At 70.0% G+C, this 18087-nt stretch carries 15 protein-coding genes; 5 read left to right on the forward strand and 10 right to left on the reverse strand.

Annotated elements, in window-relative coordinates; all coding sequences use genetic code 11:
- Positions 1 to 320: 320 nt before the first annotated feature.
- Entirely contained in the window at positions 321 to 947 is a 627-nt protein-coding gene (locus NPA30_RS16210) for a TetR/AcrR family transcriptional regulator (RefSeq protein WP_256803807.1), read from the reverse strand.
- 159 nt (positions 948 to 1106) lie between these two features.
- On the opposite strand from NPA30_RS16210, the gene NPA30_RS16215 reads away from it, so the two are divergent.
- Together NPA30_RS16215 and NPA30_RS16220 are read left to right on the forward strand one after the other, a co-directional pair.
- Positions 1107 to 1382 carry a YiaA/YiaB family inner membrane protein gene (locus tag NPA30_RS16215; protein WP_256803808.1) on the forward strand — a complete coding sequence of 92 codons (276 nt, stop codon included), beginning with the start codon at positions 1107 to 1109 and terminating at the stop codon, positions 1380 to 1382.
- A 91-nt stretch (positions 1383 to 1473) separates the two neighbouring features.
- A complete protein-coding gene (locus NPA30_RS16220; RefSeq protein ID WP_256803809.1) occupies positions 1474 to 4866 on the forward strand; it encodes an acyl-[ACP]--phospholipid O-acyltransferase in 3393 nt (1130 codons plus the stop codon).
- Positions 4867 to 4936: 70 nt separating this feature from the next.
- On the opposite strand, the gene NPA30_RS16225 is transcribed toward NPA30_RS16220, so the two are convergent.
- From NPA30_RS16225 to NPA30_RS16265, 9 genes are read right to left on the reverse strand one after another with little or no spacing between them, the layout of a single operon-like run.
- Complete coding sequence (locus tag NPA30_RS16225; protein ID WP_256803810.1) at positions 4937 to 5833, reverse strand: ABC transporter ATP-binding protein; 897 nt, start codon at positions 5831 to 5833, stop codon at positions 4937 to 4939.
- Positions 5830 to 6633, reverse strand: a complete 804-nt coding sequence (locus NPA30_RS16230) for an ABC transporter ATP-binding protein (RefSeq protein WP_256803811.1) — start codon at positions 6631 to 6633, stop codon at positions 5830 to 5832. The genes NPA30_RS16225 and NPA30_RS16230 overlap by 4 nt, the downstream gene beginning before the upstream one ends.
- Positions 6630 to 7520, reverse strand: coding sequence for an ABC transporter permease (locus NPA30_RS16235; RefSeq protein ID WP_256803812.1), 891 nt, complete (start codon positions 7518 to 7520; stop codon positions 6630 to 6632). The genes NPA30_RS16230 and NPA30_RS16235 overlap by 4 nt, the downstream gene beginning before the upstream one ends.
- 1 nt (position 7521) lies before the next feature.
- A complete protein-coding gene (locus NPA30_RS16240; protein WP_256803813.1) occupies positions 7522 to 8499 on the reverse strand; it encodes an ABC transporter permease in 978 nt (325 codons plus the stop codon).
- A 58-nt stretch (positions 8500 to 8557) separates the two neighbouring features.
- Positions 8558 to 10210, reverse strand: coding sequence for an ABC transporter substrate-binding protein (locus tag NPA30_RS16245; protein WP_256803814.1), 1653 nt, complete (start codon positions 10208 to 10210; stop codon positions 8558 to 8560).
- 45 nt (positions 10211 to 10255) lie between these two features.
- The gene (locus NPA30_RS16250) at positions 10256 to 11281 is read right to left on the reverse strand and encodes a glycoside hydrolase family 3 N-terminal domain-containing protein (protein WP_256803815.1); all 1026 of its coding nucleotides are present in this window, start codon (positions 11279 to 11281) and stop codon (positions 10256 to 10258) included.
- Positions 11282 to 11306: 25 nt separating this feature from the next.
- Positions 11307 to 11786 (reverse strand): GNAT family N-acetyltransferase, encoded by a 480-nt coding sequence (locus NPA30_RS16255; protein WP_256803816.1) that lies wholly within the window; start codon positions 11784 to 11786, stop codon positions 11307 to 11309.
- Between the two features lie 17 nt (positions 11787 to 11803).
- Positions 11804 to 12868 carry a D-TA family PLP-dependent enzyme gene (locus NPA30_RS16260; protein ID WP_256803817.1) on the reverse strand — a complete coding sequence of 355 codons (1065 nt, stop codon included), beginning with the start codon at positions 12866 to 12868 and terminating at the stop codon, positions 11804 to 11806.
- A 2-nt stretch (positions 12869 to 12870) separates the two neighbouring features.
- The gene (locus NPA30_RS16265; protein ID WP_256803818.1) at positions 12871 to 13803 is read right to left on the reverse strand and encodes a MurR/RpiR family transcriptional regulator; all 933 of its coding nucleotides are present in this window, start codon (positions 13801 to 13803) and stop codon (positions 12871 to 12873) included.
- A gap of 290 nt (positions 13804 to 14093) precedes the next feature.
- Between NPA30_RS16265 and NPA30_RS16270 the strand changes: the two genes are divergently transcribed.
- The 3 genes from NPA30_RS16270 to NPA30_RS16280 all read left to right on the forward strand — a co-directional run bounded on the left by NPA30_RS16270 (position 14094) and on the right by NPA30_RS16280 (position 18070).
- A complete protein-coding gene (locus NPA30_RS16270; protein WP_256803819.1) occupies positions 14094 to 14465 on the forward strand; it encodes a RidA family protein in 372 nt (123 codons plus the stop codon).
- A gap of 15 nt (positions 14466 to 14480) precedes the next feature.
- Positions 14481 to 15962, forward strand: coding sequence for a M81 family metallopeptidase (locus NPA30_RS16275; protein WP_256803820.1), 1482 nt, complete (start codon positions 14481 to 14483; stop codon positions 15960 to 15962).
- Between the two features lie 149 nt (positions 15963 to 16111).
- On the forward strand, positions 16112 to 18070 hold the full coding sequence (locus NPA30_RS16280) for a DUF4139 domain-containing protein (protein WP_256803821.1): 1959 nt from the start codon (positions 16112 to 16114) through the stop codon (positions 18068 to 18070).
- Positions 18071 to 18087: the final 17 nt, after the last annotated feature.

Consider the following 18087-nt stretch of genomic DNA (forward strand, 5'->3'; position numbering starts at 1 on the left):
CTGCGATATGCAAGCCCGATCAGCGGATTGTGCGGTGCTGCGACGTGATTGTCGCAGTCCGCTCCGCCTGCGAAAGCATTTGAGCATGAAGGCTTTTTTCCGGCCGGCCCTGCGCAGCCGGGGGCGCGCGGCGTCCGTCGGAGAGCGCAGTCGATCTCTGGTCGCAGCCGGTGGAGGGGAGGCCGAGGCCGAGAGCAAACGTGCGTGACCCGAGGCGCACGAGGCGCGCCGGCGCCGACTGGCGGCGCCTCCGGGTCGTCAGGCCGAATCAGCTTTCGGCTTTACAGTTCGCCTGACGTAGAGCTGGGCGGCGGCGCCGGTCAGCCGACCCTCGCGTGCTGCAGCCCATCGCAGACGCGGGTCACCAGGAAGGCGAGCTCGTCGGCGACCTGGTCCCGCGGCACCGCGACGAAGAAGCCGGCGAGCGCTGTGGAAACGATCCCGTGCACTGCGGCGAGGAGCGTGCGCGCGTGCCGCCAGGCGTCGGCCTCGCCCATCGTTGGCGAGAGGCGCTGCAGCGCGCCGGTGATGTAGCCCATCAGGCGCAGATGCTCGTCGAGGTGCCAGCCGGCCGTCGGCGCACGCATGGTGACGCTCGCCCGCTCGAACAGCGCCGACCAGAGATGGACGTTGTCGACGGCGAAGCGGTGATAGGCGAGGGCAAGGCCGACCAGCACCTCGCGGGGCGGTGCCTCGTTGCGATCGGGCAGCGCCGCGACGATGGTGGCGTCAAGCCGGGCAAGCGTCTGCGAATTGACGGCGACGACCACCGCGTCAAGATCGGCGAAGTAGCTGTAGATCTTGCCCGTCGCCATGCCGAGACCCTCGGCGAGCGCGCGGGCCTTCAGCGCCGCGAGGCCGTCTGCTTCGATCTGCCGCCGGGCCGCCTCGACGATGCGGCTGCGGATCGCGTTTTCCTCGTCCTCGGTAAAGCGCCGACGTGCCACCTGCGTCCTTTCCCTCGACCGCCGCCCCTGGAGCGGTTCGATGCCTGCCGGATGCTCTAGCAGCACCCTTTAATTCGAACAACGTTCATAAAACGCTTGCAGGACGTTCGGAGCTGCGCTACCCATAGGCTGAACATCGTTCATCAAAGGAGAATCGCCATGCATTCCCGCATCCAGAAGCCCAGCGCCGCCTGGGTCTCCTTCTCCTGCGCATCCGTTGTCCTGTCCGCAGGTCTCCTCGGCTACGGCCTCCTGTCGATGCCGATCGACCAGTGGCAGCGCTTCTTCCTCCTGATGGGGATCGCGATGTTCGCGCAGGCGATCGTCGTCGCGACGAAGACGCTGCGCGACAACGAGGAGGCGGAGAAGCTCATGCGCGAGCCCGACGATGCCGGAGCCGTGCGGCTCCCGCGCGAGCTGCAGGGCTCCGTCTGATCGAAGGGTCGCCCGGCCCGCCGCCGCGCGGACGCCCGTCTTTGCCACCGCCTGCCGCTGCGGCTAGGCTTTCCGTTCAAGGAGACCGCAGATGTCGTCTTCCATGCTCTTCTCGAAACGCTTCGGTCCGCTCTTCGCGACCCAGTTCCTGTCCGCCTTCGTCGACAACTTCCTCAAGAACGCACTGGTCTTCGTGCTCCTGTTCAGCCTCGGCGCCGAAGATGCGCAGAGCCTCGTGACGCTCGCCGGCGCGATCTTCATCGCCCCGTTCGTGTTCCTTTCCGGGCTCGGCGGCGAGCTCGCCGACAAATACGACAAGGCTCTCGTCGCCCGGCGGCTGAAGCTCGCCGAGATCGGCGCGGCGGGCGTCGCCGCGGCCGGCTTCATCCTCGGATCGATCCCGATCCTCTTCGTCGCGCTGTTCCTGTTCGGCACGGTGTCGGCGCTGTTCGGGCCGCTGAAATACGGCATCCTGCCCGACCATCTCGAAGCGACCGAACTGCCGAAGGCGAACGCCTTCATCGAAGGCGCGACCTTCGCCGCGATCCTCGCCGGCACCATCGCGGGCGGCCTCGCCGCCTACCTGCCGGTCACGGTCTTCGCGCCGCTGATGCTCGCCATCTCGCTCGGCTGCTGGCTCTGCAGCCGCGCCATCCCGTCGACACGGCCCGCCGCGCCCGACCTTGCCATCGACGCCAACGTCCTGCGCTCGAGCTGGCACCTCCTGCGCGAGCTCACCGCCGACCGGCGCATCCTCGTCACCGCGCTCGCCGTCTCCTGGTTCTGGGGCGTCGGCCTGATCGCCCTGTCGCTGCTGCCCGCCCTCGTCACCGCGGTCCTGGCCGGGCCGGAGTGGGGCGTGACCTTCTTCCTCACCGTCTTCGCCGTGGCCGTCGCCGCGGGGTCGGCCGCCGCCTCCTGGCTCTCGGCGGGGCGCACGCTGCTCCTGCCGGCGGTGATCGGCTCGGCCCTCGTGGCGCTCGCCTGCGGCGCGCTCGCGCTCGTCGCACGTGCCGGCACGCCCGTCGGGGACACCGGCATCGCCGGCTTCCTCCTGAATCCGACCGTGTTGGCGACCGATGCGACCCTGGCGCTCCTCGCCTTCGGCGGCGGCCTCCTGGTGGTGCCGACCTTCGCCGCGATCCAGGTCTGGGCGCCGAGCGCCCACCGGGCGCGGGTCATCGCCGGCGTCAACGTCCTGTCGGCGCTCGTCATGGCCGGTGCCGGAATTCTCGTTGCCGCGGCGCAGGCCGCCGGCGCCTCCATCGGCGCCGTCTTCGCGGTGGTCGCGGTCCTTGGCCTTGCCGCGACCTTGGCAATGGCGCGCCACCTGCCGTTCTCCGGCATGCGCGACGCTGCGACGATCCTGTTCCGCGTCTTCCACCGGCTGGAGATCGTCGGCGCCGAGAACATCGGGAAGGCCGGGCCGAACCCGATCCTCGCGCTGAACCATGTGAGCTACCTCGATGCGGCGCTGGCGCTCTGCCTGTCGGACCGCGACCCGGTCTTTGCCATCGACCACACGATCGCTCAGGCCTGGTGGGTGAAGCCCTTCCTGCGCCTGACCCGGGCGATGCCGCTCGACCCCACCAAGCCGCTGGCGGTGCGCTCGCTGGTCAAGGCGGTCGGGTCCGGCGATCCGCTGGTGATCTTCCCGGAGGGGCGGATCACCGTCACCGGCTCCCTGATGAAGGTCTATGACGGCGCCGGGCTCGTCGCCGACAAGACCGGCGCGCCGATCCTGCCGGTGCGCATCGAGGGACTGGAGCGCTCCTATGCCTCGCGTCTCGATGGCCGGACGGTCCGGCGCAGCCTGTTCCCGAAGGTGCGGGTGACCATCGAAGCGCCGCAGGCGCTGCGGCTCGACCCCGAGCTGAAGGGCCGCCGGCGCCGCGCGGCGGCGGGCGCCGAGCTCTACCGGATCATGTCCGACCTCGTCTTCACCACGACGCCGATCGATGGCACCGTCTTCGACCACGTGGTCCGGGCGGCGCGGCTGCACGGGCACGGGGCGCTGGCGGTGCAGGACCCGGTGTCGGGCGATCTCTCCTACGGCAAGCTGCTCGCCGGCGCGCGGGTGCTGGCCGAGCGCTTCCACCGCGACTTCGCCGGCGAAGCGACCCTCGGCATCATGCTGCCCAACGCCAACGGCGCGGTCGCGACGCTCCTCGGCGTCCTGTCGGCCGGCAAGGTGCCGGCGATGGTCAACTTCTCGGCCGGCGCCAGCGCCATCCGCTCCTCGATGGCGGCAGCGCAGGTGAAGACGGTCCTCACCTCGCGCGCCTTCGTTGCGAAGGGCAAGCTGGAGCCGCTGGTGGAAGCGCTGGCAGCTGACGTCCGCTTCGTCTGGCTGGAGGATCTGCGCCAGGCGGTCACGACCCTCGACAAGCTGCGCGGCCTGCTGCGGCGCGACCGGCCGGTGCTAGCGCGCGGCAACGACGATGTGGCCGCGATCCTCTTCACCTCGGGTTCGGAGGGTCTGCCGAAGGGCGTCGTCCTGACCCATCGCAACGTCCTCGCCAACGTCGCGCAGGCGGCGGCCCGCATCGACTTCGGCCCGCACGACAAGCTCCTGAACGTCCTGCCGCTGTTCCATGCCTTCGGGCTGACGGCCGGGCTGCTGCTGCCGCTCACCTCGGGCGTGCCGACGGTGCTCTACCCCTCGCCGCTGCACTACAAGATCGTGCCGGAGATGATCTACCGCTACAACGCGACGATCCTGTTCGGCACCGACACCTTCCTCGCCGGCTATGCGCGTTCGGCCAATCCCTACGACTTCCGCTCGCTGCGCTACGTCTTCGCCGGCGCCGAGCCGGTGAAGGAGGCGACGCGCCGGGTCTACATGGAGAAGTTCGGGCTGCGCCTCCTGGAAGGCTACGGCACCACCGAGACCGCGCCGGTGCTGGCGCTGAACACCCCGATGTATGCCCGTCCGGGTTCGGTCGGGAAGCTCTTTCCCGGCATCGAGGCGCGGCTCGAGCCGGTGGCGGGCATCGCCGGGGGCGGCCGGCTCCTGGTGCGCGGGCCGAACGTGATGGCCGGCTATCTCGAGGCGAGCGCGCCGGGCGTGCTCGAGCGGCCGGCGGAGGGCTGGCACGACACGGGCGACATCGTGAGCCTCGACGCCGACGGCTTCGTCACGATCCTCGGCCGGGCCAAGCGCTTCGCCAAGATCGGCGGCGAGATGGTGTCGCTGGCTGTGGTGGAGAGCCTTGCGGCCGAGCTCTGGCCGGATGCGCCCTCGGCCGCCGCCGCGCTGCCCGATCCGAAGAAGGGCGAGCGAATCGTCCTTTTGACCGAGCTTGAGGGCGCGACCCGCGCCGCCTTCGCCGCCTTTGCCCGCAGCCGCAACGCCCCGGATCTGGCGGTGCCGGCCGAGGTGGCGATCGGCAAGGTGCCGCTGCTCGGCTCGGGCAAGACAGACTTCCCGGCGGCCAAGCGCGCGCTGGAGGAGCGGCTGGGGCAGGTGTCGGCCGCGGCGTGAGCCGGGCGGGCTTGGCTCGTGAAGATTGGAAGGCGCGACGGGCGACCGTCGCGCCTTGCGGCCGCTTCCGTCAGCCGGGAAGCGCCCGCACGAAATGGTTCGGGCCGACCTCGCGCACCTCGCGCGTCGGCACGGCGGCGGCCTGGCGCACCGCGGCGGCCGCGTCCGGATCGAGGCGGCCCGCCGGATCGGCGAAACGGATCTGCGGGTCGGGCACGGCCGAGAGCAGGAGCCGCGTATAGGGATGGGCGGGCCGGTCGATCACCGACGCGGTCGCGCCCCATTCAAGGATCTGCCCGGCGTACATCACCGCGATGTCCTCGGCGACATAGCGGGCGGTCGCGATGTCGTGGGTGATGTAGAGGAGGCCGAGGCGCATCTCCTGCTTCATCGCGTTGAGGAGATTGAGGACGCCGAGCCGCACCGAGACGTCCAGCATCGAGGTCGGCTCGTCGGCCACCAGCACCTCGGGGCGGACGGCGAGCGCCCGGGCGATGTTGATGCGCTGGCGCTGGCCCCCGGAGAGCTCGAAGGGATGGCGGTCGACGAGCCGCTCCGGATCGAGCTGGACGAGGCGCAGGAGCTCCAGCACCTCGGCGTCGATGGCCGCCCCTTTCAGCTCCGGGCGGTGGAGGCGCAGCGGCCGGCGCAGGTGGTGGCGGATATTGTGCGCCGGATTGAGCGAGGCGAAGGGATCCTGGAAGATCATCTGGACCGCGCGCCGATAGGCGACGAGGTCGGTCCGGTCGCCCATTGGCTTGCCGCGGAACACGAGCTTGCCGCCGTCGGGCGCATAATCGCGCATCACCAGCCGGGCGCAGGTGGTCTTGCCGCTGCCCGACTCGCCGACGACGGCGAGCGCGCGGCCGGCCTTCAGCTCGAAGGAGACGCCACGCGCCGCGTGGATCATCGCGTCGCCGTAGCCGAAGGTCTTGGTGACGTCGTCGAGGGCGAGAAGCGCGGTCATGCGCCGTGCTCCGCGTGCAGCGAGGGGAAGGCCGCCCAGAGCTGGCGCGTGTAGTCGTGCTTCGGCGCGTCGTGGATGGTCGCGGCGTTGTCCACCTCGACGAGCCTGCCGGCGAGCATGATGCCGATGCGGTCGCAGAACTGGGTCATCAGGCCGAGATCGTGGGTGATGAACAGGACCGAGAAGCCGAAGCGCCGGCGCAGCTCGTCGATCCGCTGCAGGATCTCGCGCTGCACGACGACGTCGAGGGCGGTCGTCGGCTCGTCCATGATCACCAGCTTCGGGTTCAGCGCCATGCAGATGGCGATGACGATGCGCTGGCGCATGCCGCCCGAGAACTGATGCGGATAGTCCCGCATCCGGTCAGGGTCGATGTCGACGAGCCGCAGCACCTCGGCGATCCGCTCGCGCCGGCGGCTGCGGTCGCGCTCGCCATGCGTTTTCAGGACGTCATGGAACTGGTCCTCGACCCGCAGCACCGGGTTGAGCGAGTTCATCGCGCTCTGGAAGACCATCGCGACCTCGCGCCAGCGGAACTGGCGCAGCGCCTCCGCCGGCAGGTCGAGGACGTCGCGCCCGTCGAGGAGGATGCGGCTCTCCCTGCGGATCAGGGCCGGCGGCCGGTGCAGGCGGCTGATCGCGAAGGCAATCGTGCTCTTGCCGCAGCCGGATTCGCCGGCAAGGCCGAACACCTCGCCCGGCGCAATGTCGAAGGAGACGTCGTCGACGGCGCGGAAGTCTGAGGCGAGGCCGACGTAGTCGATGGTGAGGTTGCGGACGGAGAGGAGGGGGCGCGTCACAGGCGGCCCTCGCCGGCCTTGATCAGCGCCGACCAGCGGCCGAGACGCCCGCCGGTCCGCAGGCGCGGATTGGCGATCTCGTCGACCGCGAAGTTGAGGAGCGACAGGCCGATGCCGAGCAGCGCCAGCGCGAAGCAGGGGGTCAGGATGTCCCACCAGGCGCCGACGGCGAGCGCCGAAGCCTTCTGCGCGTTGAACAGCATGATGCCCCAGGAGACGGCGCGCGGATCGCCGAGGCCGAGGAATTCGAGCGTCGCCTCGGTGATGACGGCGAAGACCACGCTGCCGATGAAGTTGATGCCGACGATCGACAGGAGGTTCGGGAAGATCTCGACCGCCATGATGCGCCAGCGCGGCTCGCCCATCATCTCGGCCGACTTCACGAAGTCCTTCTGGCGGACGGACAGCGTTTCGGCGCGGGTGACGCGCGCGCCCCAGGCCCAGGAGGTGAAGCCGAGGATCAGCGCGATCACGATCGGGCTCGCCTGGCCGAGAAAGGCCGCGAGCACGAGAAGCAGCGGCAGGTTCGGCACCACGAGGACCATGTTGGTGAGGAAGCTGACGACATCGTCCGTCCGCCCGCCGCTGTAGCCGCCGAGAATGCCCATCACCGTTCCGACCGCGGTGATCAGCAGGCCGGCGCCGAAGCCGACCGCGAGCGAGGTGCGCGCGCCCCACAGGAGCCGCGACAGCACGTCCTGGCCGAGCCGGGTGGTGCCGAGCAGATGATCGAGCGAGGGCGGCTGATGCGGCCGCCCGCTGCGCGCGCCGGGATCGTAGGGCGCGAGCCATGGCGCGGCGAGCGCGACGATGACGATGAGGGCGATGAGGGCGAAGCCGACCATCGCCTTGCGGTTGTGCAGGAGGCCGCGGAGGAGCGCCGTCACGTCAGGCCCGCTTCAGCCGCGGGTCGAGCAGCACGTAGCTGACGTCGACGATGAAGTTGGCGACCAGCATCGTCGCCGTCATGATCAGCAGCTGGCCCTGGATCACCGGATAGTCGCGCGCGATGATCGCCTGGTAGAGCACGTTGCCGAGCCCGGGATAGTTGTAGACGACCTCGGTGACGAGTGAGCCGCCGAGCACCATGCCAAGCGCGATGGCAAGGCTCGAGACCGTCGGCAGCAGCGCGTTGCGCGCCGCGTACCACAGCATCACCCGGCGGTCAGACAGACCCTTGGCCTGCGCCATCACGATGTAGTCCTCGCCGAGGAGGTTGATCATGTTGTTGCGCATGGTGACGACGAAGCCGCCGGTCAGCACCGTGCAGAGCGTCAGCATCGGCAGGACGGCGTGATAGAGGACGCTGCCGACATAGGCGGCGCTGAAGGCCGGATCGAGCGAGGGCGCCGCCGCGTAGCCGCTCGGGAACCAGCCGAGCGTGAAGCCGAACACGAAGAGCACCACCAGCGAGGTGACGACGGCGGGCACCGAGGTCGCGAAGATCGCGCCGACCGAGACGGTGACGTCGAAGAGGCCGCCGCGGCGCCAGGCCGCGATCGCGCCGAGCAGGCTGCCGAGGGCGAAGGAGACGATCGTCGCGGTGCCCATCAGCGCGGCCGTCCAGACGATGGCGCGGCCGAGGAGTTCGGTGACCGGCAGCGGGAAATACTTGATCGAGCGGCCGAGGTCGCCGGTCACGATGCTCTGGAGATAGGTCAGGTACTGCTGCCAGAGCGGCGCATCGACGAAGCCGAAGGTCAGCTTCAGCGCCTGGAGGTTCTCCGGCGACATCGCGTTGCCGGCGCTCGCGAACATCAGCTGGACCGGATCGCCCGGCATCAGGCGCGGCAGGAAGAAATTGATCGTCGCGGCCACCAGGAAGGCGGCGAGATAGAACAGGACGCGGCGCAGGAGAAACGGCATCGACGGGCTCCGTGGCGCGGGAGCGGCTGGGTCGCCGCTCCCGCAGACCGGTGTTGGCTCAATCGACCGGACGCAGGGCCAGCAGGTGCAGCAGGCGCGCCGGGTTGGTCTTGGAGATCGACGGGTTCACGAACGGGTTCTCCTCCGTCGACCAGCCGGTGAAGCGCGTCGTGTTGTACTGGTACCAGTTCGGGTTGTTGAACACCGGCACCATCGGCATCGCCTCGGCGACGATCGCCTGAGCCTCGTTCATCGCCTGGTGCTGCTTTTCAGGATCGGCGGTGGCGTTGAATTCGCCGAGCAGCTCTTCGACCCGCGGATCGAACCAGCGCTGGGCGGTGAAGCGTGTCTTGCCCTTGTCGGCCTCGGAGAAGGCGCGCTTGTAGGGATAGTAGGGCGAGGCGGCGGCCGAGAGGCTGTTGATCGCCATGTCGAACTTGCCGTCGATCAGGTCGGAGGCCCAGACCGCCTCCTCGGGTGTTTCGATCTGCGCGTTGAGGCCGGCGGCCTGCAGGCCCTCGATGGCGATGTTCACGGTGTCGACCCAGTCGGTCCAGGATCCCGGCACGATGACCGAGAAGGCGAGCTTGCCGCCGTCCGGCAGGTCGCGGAAGCCGTCGCCGTCCTTGTCCTTGTAGCCCGCCTCGTCGAGCAGGGCGTTGGCAGCGTCGACGTCGTACTTGCCGAACGTGCCGAACTTCTCCGCGACGGTCGGATCGGACCAGCTCTTGTAGAGCTCGCCCATCAGCGCCGGATCCTCGTTGAGGGTCGGGTAGCCGTAGCCGGCGATGTCGACCATCGCCTGCCGGTCGAGCGCCATGGAAACCGCCCGGCGGAATTTCACGTCGGTGAAGGCCTTGCGGTTGTTCGCGTTGGCGCTCTCCTGGTTCATCAGGAAGGCGACCATGCTGCTCGGCGAGTACCAGTAGTGGAAGTGCTCCGGGTCCTTGGCGACGTAGACGTTGTCGATGTCGGGGATGAAGGAGACGCCCCAGTCGAGCGTGCCGTTGGCGGTGGCGACGAGGATCTGGTTGTTGTCGGCGAGCTGCGGGAAGCGCAGGCAGTCGATCTTCAGATCCTCGGCGTCCCAGTAGTGGGGGTTGCGGCACTGGTCGTAGGTCTGGCCGGTGAAGCGGGCGATTTCGGTCATCGGACCGCTGCCGACCGGGTTCTCGTTGGCGAAGGTGACGGGATCGGCGACGTCCTTCCAGACGTGCTCGGGAACGATCGGGATCTGTACCAGCTGCTCGGCCGCGATCGAGCTCGGCTTGTCGAGGGTGAAGCGGATGGTCCGCTCGTCGACGAGCTCGACCGCGTCGACCAGTGTCCAGATCGAGACGAAATCGAGCGCCGGGTACTGCTTGATGTAGTCGTAGGTGAACTTGACATCCTCGGCCGTCAGCGGCTCGCCGTCGGACCACTGCAGCCCGTCGCGCAGCGTGACCTCGATGCTCTTCAGGTCGTCGGCGAGCTTGAAGCCCTCGGCCAGCCGGTACACCGGCTTGTTGTCGTCGAAGCGGTTGAAGACCGCCAGCGGCTCGTAGATGAAGTCCTGCGTGCTCTGCCGCGCCGAGGTCTGGTTGAACGGGTTGAAGTTGCGGACCCAGGTCGTCGCCGGCTCGATGTTGGCGGTCAGGACCGTCTCGGCGAGGGCGGGTGTCGCGAGGAGGCCGATGGCGGTCGCGGCGGTCAGGATGCGTGTGCGCGGCATGTCAAACTCCACTCTTCGGGTTGCGGGGACGCAGTCAGTCGTCGGTCAGGCGGCGGGATGGGCGCGGAAGATCGCCTCGACGGCGGCGAGCGTGCCGTCGACGTCGACGCGCAGGGCGTCGAGCCGATCATCGGCGGCGGCGATGCGGGCCGTGGCCGCAGCGGTGAGCGGCCGCGCGGCCGCGGCAGCCGCCGCACTTTCGGCGACCGTGCCGTGGCTGTGCAGGGCGATGTCGTAGCCGGCGTCGAGCACCTGGCGCACCCGTTCGGGCAGGCTGCCGCTCAGCGCTTCCATGAAGATGCAGTCGGAGACGAGGACGCCCTGATGGCCGATCTCGTTGCGGATCACGTCGTGGATCACCGGCGAGACGGAGGCGGGGCGCTCGGCGTCGTAGGCAGCGTAGACGACGTGCGAGACCATCGCCCAGGGACAATCCTTCAGCGCCGCGAAGGGTGCGAAGTCGGTGTCGCGCAGCACGTCGCGCGCCGTGTCGACCACCGGCCGCTCCTTGTGCGAGTCGAGCCTCGCCCGGCCATGCCCGGGGATGTGCTTCATGATCGGCATCGAGCCGCATTCGAGCATGCCGTCGATCACCTCCCGTCCGAGTCGCGCGACGATCTCGGGATCCGGTCCAAAGGAGCGCGCGCCGATCACCGCGCTGGTGGTGTCGAAGACGAGGTCGAGCACCGGGGTCGAGCCGCTGGTCAGGCCGAGGCCGGACATCATCGTCGCCATCGCCTGGCTGGAGAGGCGCATCGCCCTGCAGGCGGCGTCGAGGTCGCGCCGGGCGAGGGCGCCGAAATCGGCGAAGGCGCGATAGAGCGGCCAGGCGCCGGAATCGAGATGCGAGACGCGCCCGCCCTCCTGGTCGGTGAGCACCGGCGCGTCCGCGCGGCCGACGGCCTCCCGGAAGTCGTCGATCAGCGCCCGCAGTTGATCCGGATCGCGCTGGTTGCGCCGCCCGAGAAACAGGCCGAGCGGGTTGGTCTCGCGGAACAGAGCGCGCTCGTCCGGCGACAGGGTCGTGCCGGGAATGCCTAGGATGAGGGCGAGCGGGGCGGAGCGGGACACGGGTGCGGACTTTCTGGGCTCGAGATCAGACCTGCGGGGATCGCAGCATGCCGTGGTAGAGACTGCCGTCCCCGCCCGGGATCGGGTGGGCGCCGACGGCATCGACGTAGAACTGGATCGGTCCGGGGTCGCCGATGACGGCATAGGCGTGGCCGAGCGCCTTCAGCGCCTGCAGCGAGGCGGACAGGAGCGCGAGGCCGAAGCCGCGGCCGCGGCTCTCGGGCCGGACGCCCGTCGGGCCGAAAAAGCCGCGCGCGGTCGTGTCGAAGCAGGCGAAGCCCGCCAGTTCGCCCGCTTCCACCGCGATGAGGCAGGCGGCGGGACGGTGCGCCATCGCCACCGTGACCTCGCTCGACCAGCGCTCGTGGAAGCGCCGGCGCACCCAGTCGACGACGTATTCGGCTTCGGGCGGAAGCGCCGGGCGCACGGTCGCCGGCACCGCCTGCGTGCGCTCGCGCAGCACCTCGAGGCGCTTGTCGTAGAGGTTGACGAGAAGGTCGGGCATCGCGTGCGTCCTTCGCCCTAACGCAGCCGGCCGCGGGCATCGACCGGCACCGTCTCGGCCCGCCCGTCGGCATGCAGCAGGGTCACCGCGTCGAACAGGTTGACCACCGGGCAGACATGGTTCGGCAGGATGCGGACGCACTCGCCGACCTCCGGACGCGTGTCGCAGGCGGACACGTCGAGCGTGCCGTGCTCCTCGCTGAGGCCGGTGATCACCGCGCCCGGGTATCCGGCGACGCTGCCATATCCGGTGAGGCCGAGCAGGTCGCTGGTCAGCGCCTTGGAGCCGGCATCGATGATGGCGCGCGTGGCTGTCGGGCGCGAGACGACCGTCGCGACCACGTGGAGGGCGCAGTCCTCCGGCGCGCCGACGCCCTCCGCCACCTGGAAGCGGTCGAGGAAGACGTAGGTCCCGGGCCGGTATTCGGTCGCACCGGTCGCCGGGCCGGCTGCCCAGAGATCGGGCGTGCCGCCGGTCGTCACCGTTTCCGGTGGCAATTGCGCGTCCTCGAGGAGTTTGCGCGCCTGCACCAGCCATGCCGCGGCCTCGGCGACGCGGTGCTTGGCCGGGTAGGTCATCAGCCCGCCGAAGCGCAATCCCGGCGCTTCGGCGATCAGCGTCGCGAGCTCGAGCGCGTCGAAGGGCGTCTGCACGCCGCAGCGCCCGCCGCCCGTGTCGCATTCCACCAGCACGGTCAGCGGCTCCGCCTCGCCGCGAAACGCCTTGGAGTAGCCGGCCACGACGAATGGGCCGTCGGCCGTGACCTTGAGGCGCACGCGCTGCGCCAGGCGGCGGAGGCGTTCGAGCTTGGCGGCGCCGACGATGTTGTAGGGCAGGAGGATGTCGGCGATGCCGCCGTCCGCCATCACCTCGGCCTCGCCGATCTTCTGGCAGGTGATGCCGACCGCGCCGAGCTCGACCTGGCGGCGCGCAAACCGCACCAGCTTGTGCGTCTTGATGTGCGGCCGCAGCACGATCGCATTGGCGTCGGCGTGGTCCTGCGCCCGCCTCAGGTTGCGCTCGACCTTTTCGAGGTCGATCAGCAGGCAGGGGGTGTCGAGATCGTCGGGAATGGGGCGCATGGTCAGTCGCCGATCGGCAGGTTGGGATTGGCGACGATGTGCGTGTTGAGCGTCTGCTTGATGCGCCGGATGCCTTCCAGCATCCGCGGCCCGATCGCCTCGGCCGTCGCCATTGCGAGAAAGTCGAGGAGTGCGAGCAGGCCATACCGGCCGGAGCTCGGCTTGTAGATGTTGCCGTCCTCCGGCAGCGCGAAGGGCAGATGGATGTCGGCGGCCCGGCCGAGGGGCGAGCCGGGCGCGGTCAGCGCGATCGTGCGGGCGCGGTAGGTCTTCGCCACCTGCACCGCCTCGACCAGGCCGCGCCCATGCCCGGAGATGGAGAAGGCCAAGAGCACGGTCTGCGGTCCGGCGACCGAAGCCTGCATCACCTGCATCTGCGAGTCCGTTTCCGCCCGCACGCTGAGCCCCAGACGGAACAGGCGGTTCTCCGCCTCCCGCGCCATCCAGGACGAGGTGCCGCCCGAGCCGAAGGCGAGGACGTGCTGCGCGCTCGCCAGCATCTCGGCGGCGCGTGTGACGAGCCCCATGTCGGTCATCTCGCGGACCCGGTCGATGGCGTTGCGCGCGCCGTCGGCAACCGCCGCCAGGATGCGCGCCTCGCGCTCGTCCGGCGTCAGCGGCGCGGCGTTGAGGTAGAGGCCGCCGACGGCCAGCGCCTGCGCGAGGCGGAACTTGAAGTCGGCGACGCCCTGGCAGCCGAGCGAGCGGGCGAAGCGGGTGACCGTCGGCTCGCTGATCGAGCAGCGGTCGGCGATGTCGGCGATCGCCGCGGTGGAGGCGAAGTGGGCGTTGTTGAGGACGAACAGCGCCAGCCGCTTCTCGGACTTCGAGCCGTCCTCCGCCCGCATCCGAAGCCGGTGGATGATGTCGAAGATCGGCGCCGCCAGGGCCGCGCTCTCACCGTTGACCTGCGCCGGCGCCTCGCGACCGCTCATTGCACTGCCTCCGTCCGGCCGACGCCGCCGCCGGCCGGAGCGGGCGACGGGTTGCGGACAGAGAGGGGCGCGAGCTGGATCAAGGGGCGCAGGCTCCAAGAGGGGCGAACGAGGTGCAGCCTGTCGCAGAAAATGTAAGAAAGCAACAGCCGCATGCGCTACTTTTTACCATCTGACCCCTCGCAATTCTGGAATAAGGCTGATGGAAGAAAAAAAATTACATCGTGCTATGGATCGGCGCCGCCGGATCGCTCTATGCATGGGATGCAACACAGGAGGAGAGTCGCGCCATGGCCAAGCAGGTGTTCGGAACGTCGCATGTGCCGCTGTCCCCGGCGGTCCGGGCCGGCGACTTCGTCTTCATCTCGGGACAGACGCCGGTCGGCTCGGGCGGGGAGAATGTCGGCGGCACGATCGAGCAGCAGACCCGCCAGGTGCTCGACAACGTCAAGGCGGCGCTGGCGCTCGCCGGCTGCGAGCTCTCCGACGTCGTCAAGACGACCTGCTGGCTGGAGGACGCGCGCGACTTCCCCGGCTTCAACAAGGTCTATGCGACCTATTTCGCCAGCGAGCCGCCGGCCCGCACCACGGCTGAGTCGCGCCTGATGGCCGACATCAAGGTCGAGATCGAGGCGATCGCCTACAAGCCTCTGGCCGGCTGAGCCGAGACGATCGCGATGCGCGTCTTCACTGCGTCGCTGGCGACGGAAACCAACACCTTCTCGCCGGTGCCGACCGATCGCGCCTCGTTCGTGGCCGGCTTCTACGCAGGACCGGGTGAGCACCCGGACACCCCGACGCTGTGTTCCTCGCCGGTGCCGATCCTGCGACGGCGCGGCCGGGCGGAGGGCTTTGAGGTCGTCGAGGGCACGGCCTGCTGGGCCGAGCCCGCCGGGCTGATCCAGCGCGAAACCTATGAGGGCCTGCGCGACGAGATCCTCGACCAGCTGCGAGCGGCGCTGCCGGTCGACGGTGTCGTGCTCGGCCTGCACGGGGCGATGGTCGCGCAGGGCTACGACGATCCCGAGGGCGACCTCCTCGAGCGCGTGCGTGCCCTGGTCGGGCGCGACGTCGTCGTCGCCGCGGAGTTCGACCCGCATTCGCATCTGACGCCGCGCCGGGTGGCGCAGCTCGATGTGCTCGCCGCGTTTCTCGAATTCCCGCACACCGACTTCTTCGAGCGGGGCGAGCATCTCGTCGATCTCGCCCTGCGGACGATCCGCGGCGAGATCCGGCCGGTGATCTCGAGCTTCGACTGCCGGATGATCGACATCTTTCCCACGAGCCGCGAGCCGATGCGCGGCTTCGTCGACCGGCTGAAGGCGATGCAGGGCCGCGACGGCATCCTCTCGATCTCGGTGATCCACGGCTTCATGGCCGGCGACGTGCCGGAGATGGGCGCGCGGATCGTCGTCGTGACCGACGGCGACGCAGAGGCCGGACAGCGCCTTGCCGAGCGTCTGGGGCGCGCGCTCTTCGCCCTGCGCGGCCGCACCGCGATGGAGGTGCTCGGCGTCGAGGCTGGGCTCGACGTCGTCGCGGCGTCGTTGCGGCGCGAGCGTGCCGCGCCGCTCGTCGTCGCCGACATCTGGGACAATCCCGGCGGCGGCGTCGCGGGCGACGGCACCCATATCCTCAGGGCGATGATGGCGCGGGGCATGACCTCAATTGGCGTTGCGGCAATCTGGGACCCGGTGGCGGTCTCGTTTGCGCACGCGGCCGGGGTGGGCGGGCGCATCCGCCTGCGCTTCGGAGGCAAGTGCAGCGACCTCTCCGGGGAGCCGATCGACGCCGAGGTCGAGGTGCGCGCGGTGGCCGAGGACGGCTGGCAGAGCTTTCGCGAAAGCCGCGTGGCGCTCGGACGGACCGCGGTGGTGCGGCTTGCGGGCACGGAGATCGACGTCGTCCTGATCGCCAGCCGGTCACAGACCTACGAACCCGACATCTTCTCCAATCTCGGGATCGACCCGGCCGGCAAGGACGTGCTGCTGGTGAAGTCCACCAACCACTTCCACGCCGGCTTTGCGCCGCTCGCTGCCGCCATCGTCTACGTCTCGGCGCCATCGACCTATCCGACGGAGCCGGCCCGGACCCGATATCGGAAGCTGAACAGGACGATCTGGCCGCAGGTTGAGGATCCGTTCGCCGCCGCGTCCTGACGAGGCCTGCGGCGCGCCCGCTTGGAACGCGCCGCGGCCGGCAGCGTGAAGAAATCCTTTACCCTGATGCTCGAATTGGCAGCGCCACCGATTTCTCGTCATGGTCCTCGCCTACGGGATCGACCGAACCCTAGTTCGGAGCCTTCTTGATGCGCGTCAGGTCCCTCGTTCTCGCACTTCTCCTCGTCGGCACGTCGCCGGCCGCACTCTTCGCGGCCGACGGCGACATCCGCTCGGTGACGCTCTCCTCCGGCGGCCTTGCCGAGATCACCCGCAGCCAGCATGTCGACGGCGCCGGCAGCGTGCGCCTGGAGGTGCCGCTGGAGCAGGTCGACGACATCCTCAAGAGCCTCGTCGTGCGCGATCCCTCGGGCACCGTCGGCTCGCTGGTGCTGCCCGGCCGCGAGCAGGCCGAGGAGACCTTCCGCAAGCTGCCCTTCGGGGCCGACCAGCTCGCCTCGCTGCCGGCGCTGCTCGGCGCGCTGCAGGGCACACGCGTCCGGGTCGAGAGCGGCGGGCGGACCGTCGAGGGCCGGGCGCTCGGCGTGCGCACGGAGGACGGCGGCGAGGCGAACGGTTCGCGCTCCGTGCTGTCCGTCCTGACCGACGCGGGCGGCATCGCCTCGCTGCCGCTCGGCGCCGATGCGGCGCTGACGATCCTCGACCCGGAGGTCGCGGCCAAGGTCGGCGAGGCCGCCGCCGCCGCGGGACAGGCCCATGGCGAGAACGCCAAGCCGGTGGAGATCCGGCTGGACGGCAAGGGCGCGCGCGACGTCGCCATCTCCTACGTGGTGCCGGCCCCGGTCTGGAAGGTCGCCTACCGCGTCGTGCGCGAGGCGGACGGCAAGGCGCGGCTGCAGGCCTGGGCGGTGATCGAGAACGCCACCGGCGAGGACTGGTCCCACGTCGCGGTGACGCTCGCCTCCGGCGCACCGGTCACGCTGTCGCAGCAGCTCTACCGCCGCTACTGGCGCGACCGCCGCGAGATCCCGGTCGACAGCCGGCCGAACCTGCGGCCCGAAGCCGATGCCGGCCAGCAGGACGTGACCGCGATGGCCGCCGAGGCGGCACCCGCGCCGATGCCGGCCGCGCCGCGCAGCCTCATGCGCTTCGACGGCACCGCCGCGAAGCTGTCGGCCCCGTCGGTGCTCGGCGAGGCGGAGGAGCGCGATCTCTCGGCGCGCTATCCGCTGCCGGCGCCGGTGACGCTCGCCGCCGGCAACACGCTGTCGGTGCCGATCGTCGACGCCGAGGTGGACGCGAGGACGGTGTCGCTGTTCCAGCCGGCCCTGGGCAGCGAGCATCCCGTCGCCGCACTGATGCTGTCGAATTCCACCGGGGCGAGCCTGCCACCCGGCATCCTGACGGTCTACGACGAGGCCGGCGGCTATGCCGGCGACGCTGAACTTCTCGGCATCCCGGCCGGCGAGGAACGGATGGCGAGCTTCGCGGTCGACGGCAAGGTCAGCATCCAGTCCGACGTGACGCCGGAAGAGGTCATTTCCAGCATCAAGGTCGTGGACGGGGTCGCCCGCGTCTCGGTGATCTCGCGCGAGACGACCACCTACCGGATCAAGGGCGCGGCGGACGGCGAGCGGCACGTCGTCATCGAGCATCCGAAGCGCGAGGGCTGGCGCTTCCGCTCGGACGCGCTCGACGGCACGACAGACAGCGCCTACCGCCTGACGCTCGACGTTCCAAAGGGTGAGACCCGCACGGTGACGGCCACCTACGAGCTGCCGCAGGCGGACGCCTTTGTTCTGACCGACGCCGACGACGCGCAGCTGATCCGCTGGTCGGCCGACGCGGCCGACCCGGCAGTGGCCAAGAAGCTGTCCGATCTCGCCGCCGCGCGCGGCGAGGCCGCCAAGGCCAAGCGCGAGACCGACGCGCTCGACCAGCGCTACCAGCGGCTCGTGCAGGAGCAGGAGCGGATCCGTCAGAACCTCGAAGTCGCCGGGCCGGACAGCGCCTTGCGCCAGACCTATCTCGACAGCCTGCAGCGGCAGGAGACGGCGATCGCCGCCCTCTACGCCGAGCGCGAGGCCGCGACGGATCGGCAGGCCGAGCTCGACGACCGGGTGCGCGGCATCGTCGCGAGCTTCTGAGCCGGCGCCGGTCGGGC

This window comes from Mangrovibrevibacter kandeliae (assembly GCF_024519155.1).
In the GTDB taxonomy this organism is placed as follows: domain Bacteria; phylum Pseudomonadota; class Alphaproteobacteria; order Rhizobiales; family Rhizobiaceae; genus Mangrovibrevibacter; species Mangrovibrevibacter kandeliae.

Excerpts from the sequence above, each read along its gene's own strand:
- NPA30_RS16215 (WP_256803808.1), top strand. The coding sequence starts at position 1,107 with ATGCATTCCCGCATCCAGAAGCCCAGCGCCGCCTGGGTCTCCTTCTCC.
- NPA30_RS16220 (WP_256803809.1), top strand. The coding sequence starts at position 1,474 with ATGTCGTCTTCCATGCTCTTCTCGAAACGCTTCGGTCCGCTCTTCGCG.
- NPA30_RS16225 (WP_256803810.1), bottom strand. The coding sequence starts at position 5,833 with ATGACCGCGCTTCTCGCCCTCGACGACGTCACCAAGACCTTCGGCTAC.
- NPA30_RS16240 (WP_256803813.1), bottom strand. The coding sequence starts at position 8,499 with ATGCCGTTTCTCCTGCGCCGCGTCCTGTTCTATCTCGCCGCCTTCCTG.
- NPA30_RS16245 (WP_256803814.1), bottom strand. The coding sequence starts at position 10,210 with ATGCCGCGCACACGCATCCTGACCGCCGCGACCGCCATCGGCCTCCTC.
- NPA30_RS16255 (WP_256803816.1), bottom strand. The coding sequence starts at position 11,786 with ATGCCCGACCTTCTCGTCAACCTCTACGACAAGCGCCTCGAGGTGCTG.
- NPA30_RS16260 (WP_256803817.1), bottom strand. The coding sequence starts at position 12,868 with ATGCGCCCCATTCCCGACGATCTCGACACCCCCTGCCTGCTGATCGAC.
- NPA30_RS16265 (WP_256803818.1), bottom strand. The coding sequence starts at position 13,803 with ATGAGCGGTCGCGAGGCGCCGGCGCAGGTCAACGGTGAGAGCGCGGCC.
- NPA30_RS16270 (WP_256803819.1), top strand. The coding sequence starts at position 14,094 with ATGGCCAAGCAGGTGTTCGGAACGTCGCATGTGCCGCTGTCCCCGGCG.
- NPA30_RS16275 (WP_256803820.1), top strand. The coding sequence starts at position 14,481 with ATGCGCGTCTTCACTGCGTCGCTGGCGACGGAAACCAACACCTTCTCG.
- NPA30_RS16280 (WP_256803821.1), top strand. The coding sequence starts at position 16,112 with ATGCGCGTCAGGTCCCTCGTTCTCGCACTTCTCCTCGTCGGCACGTCG.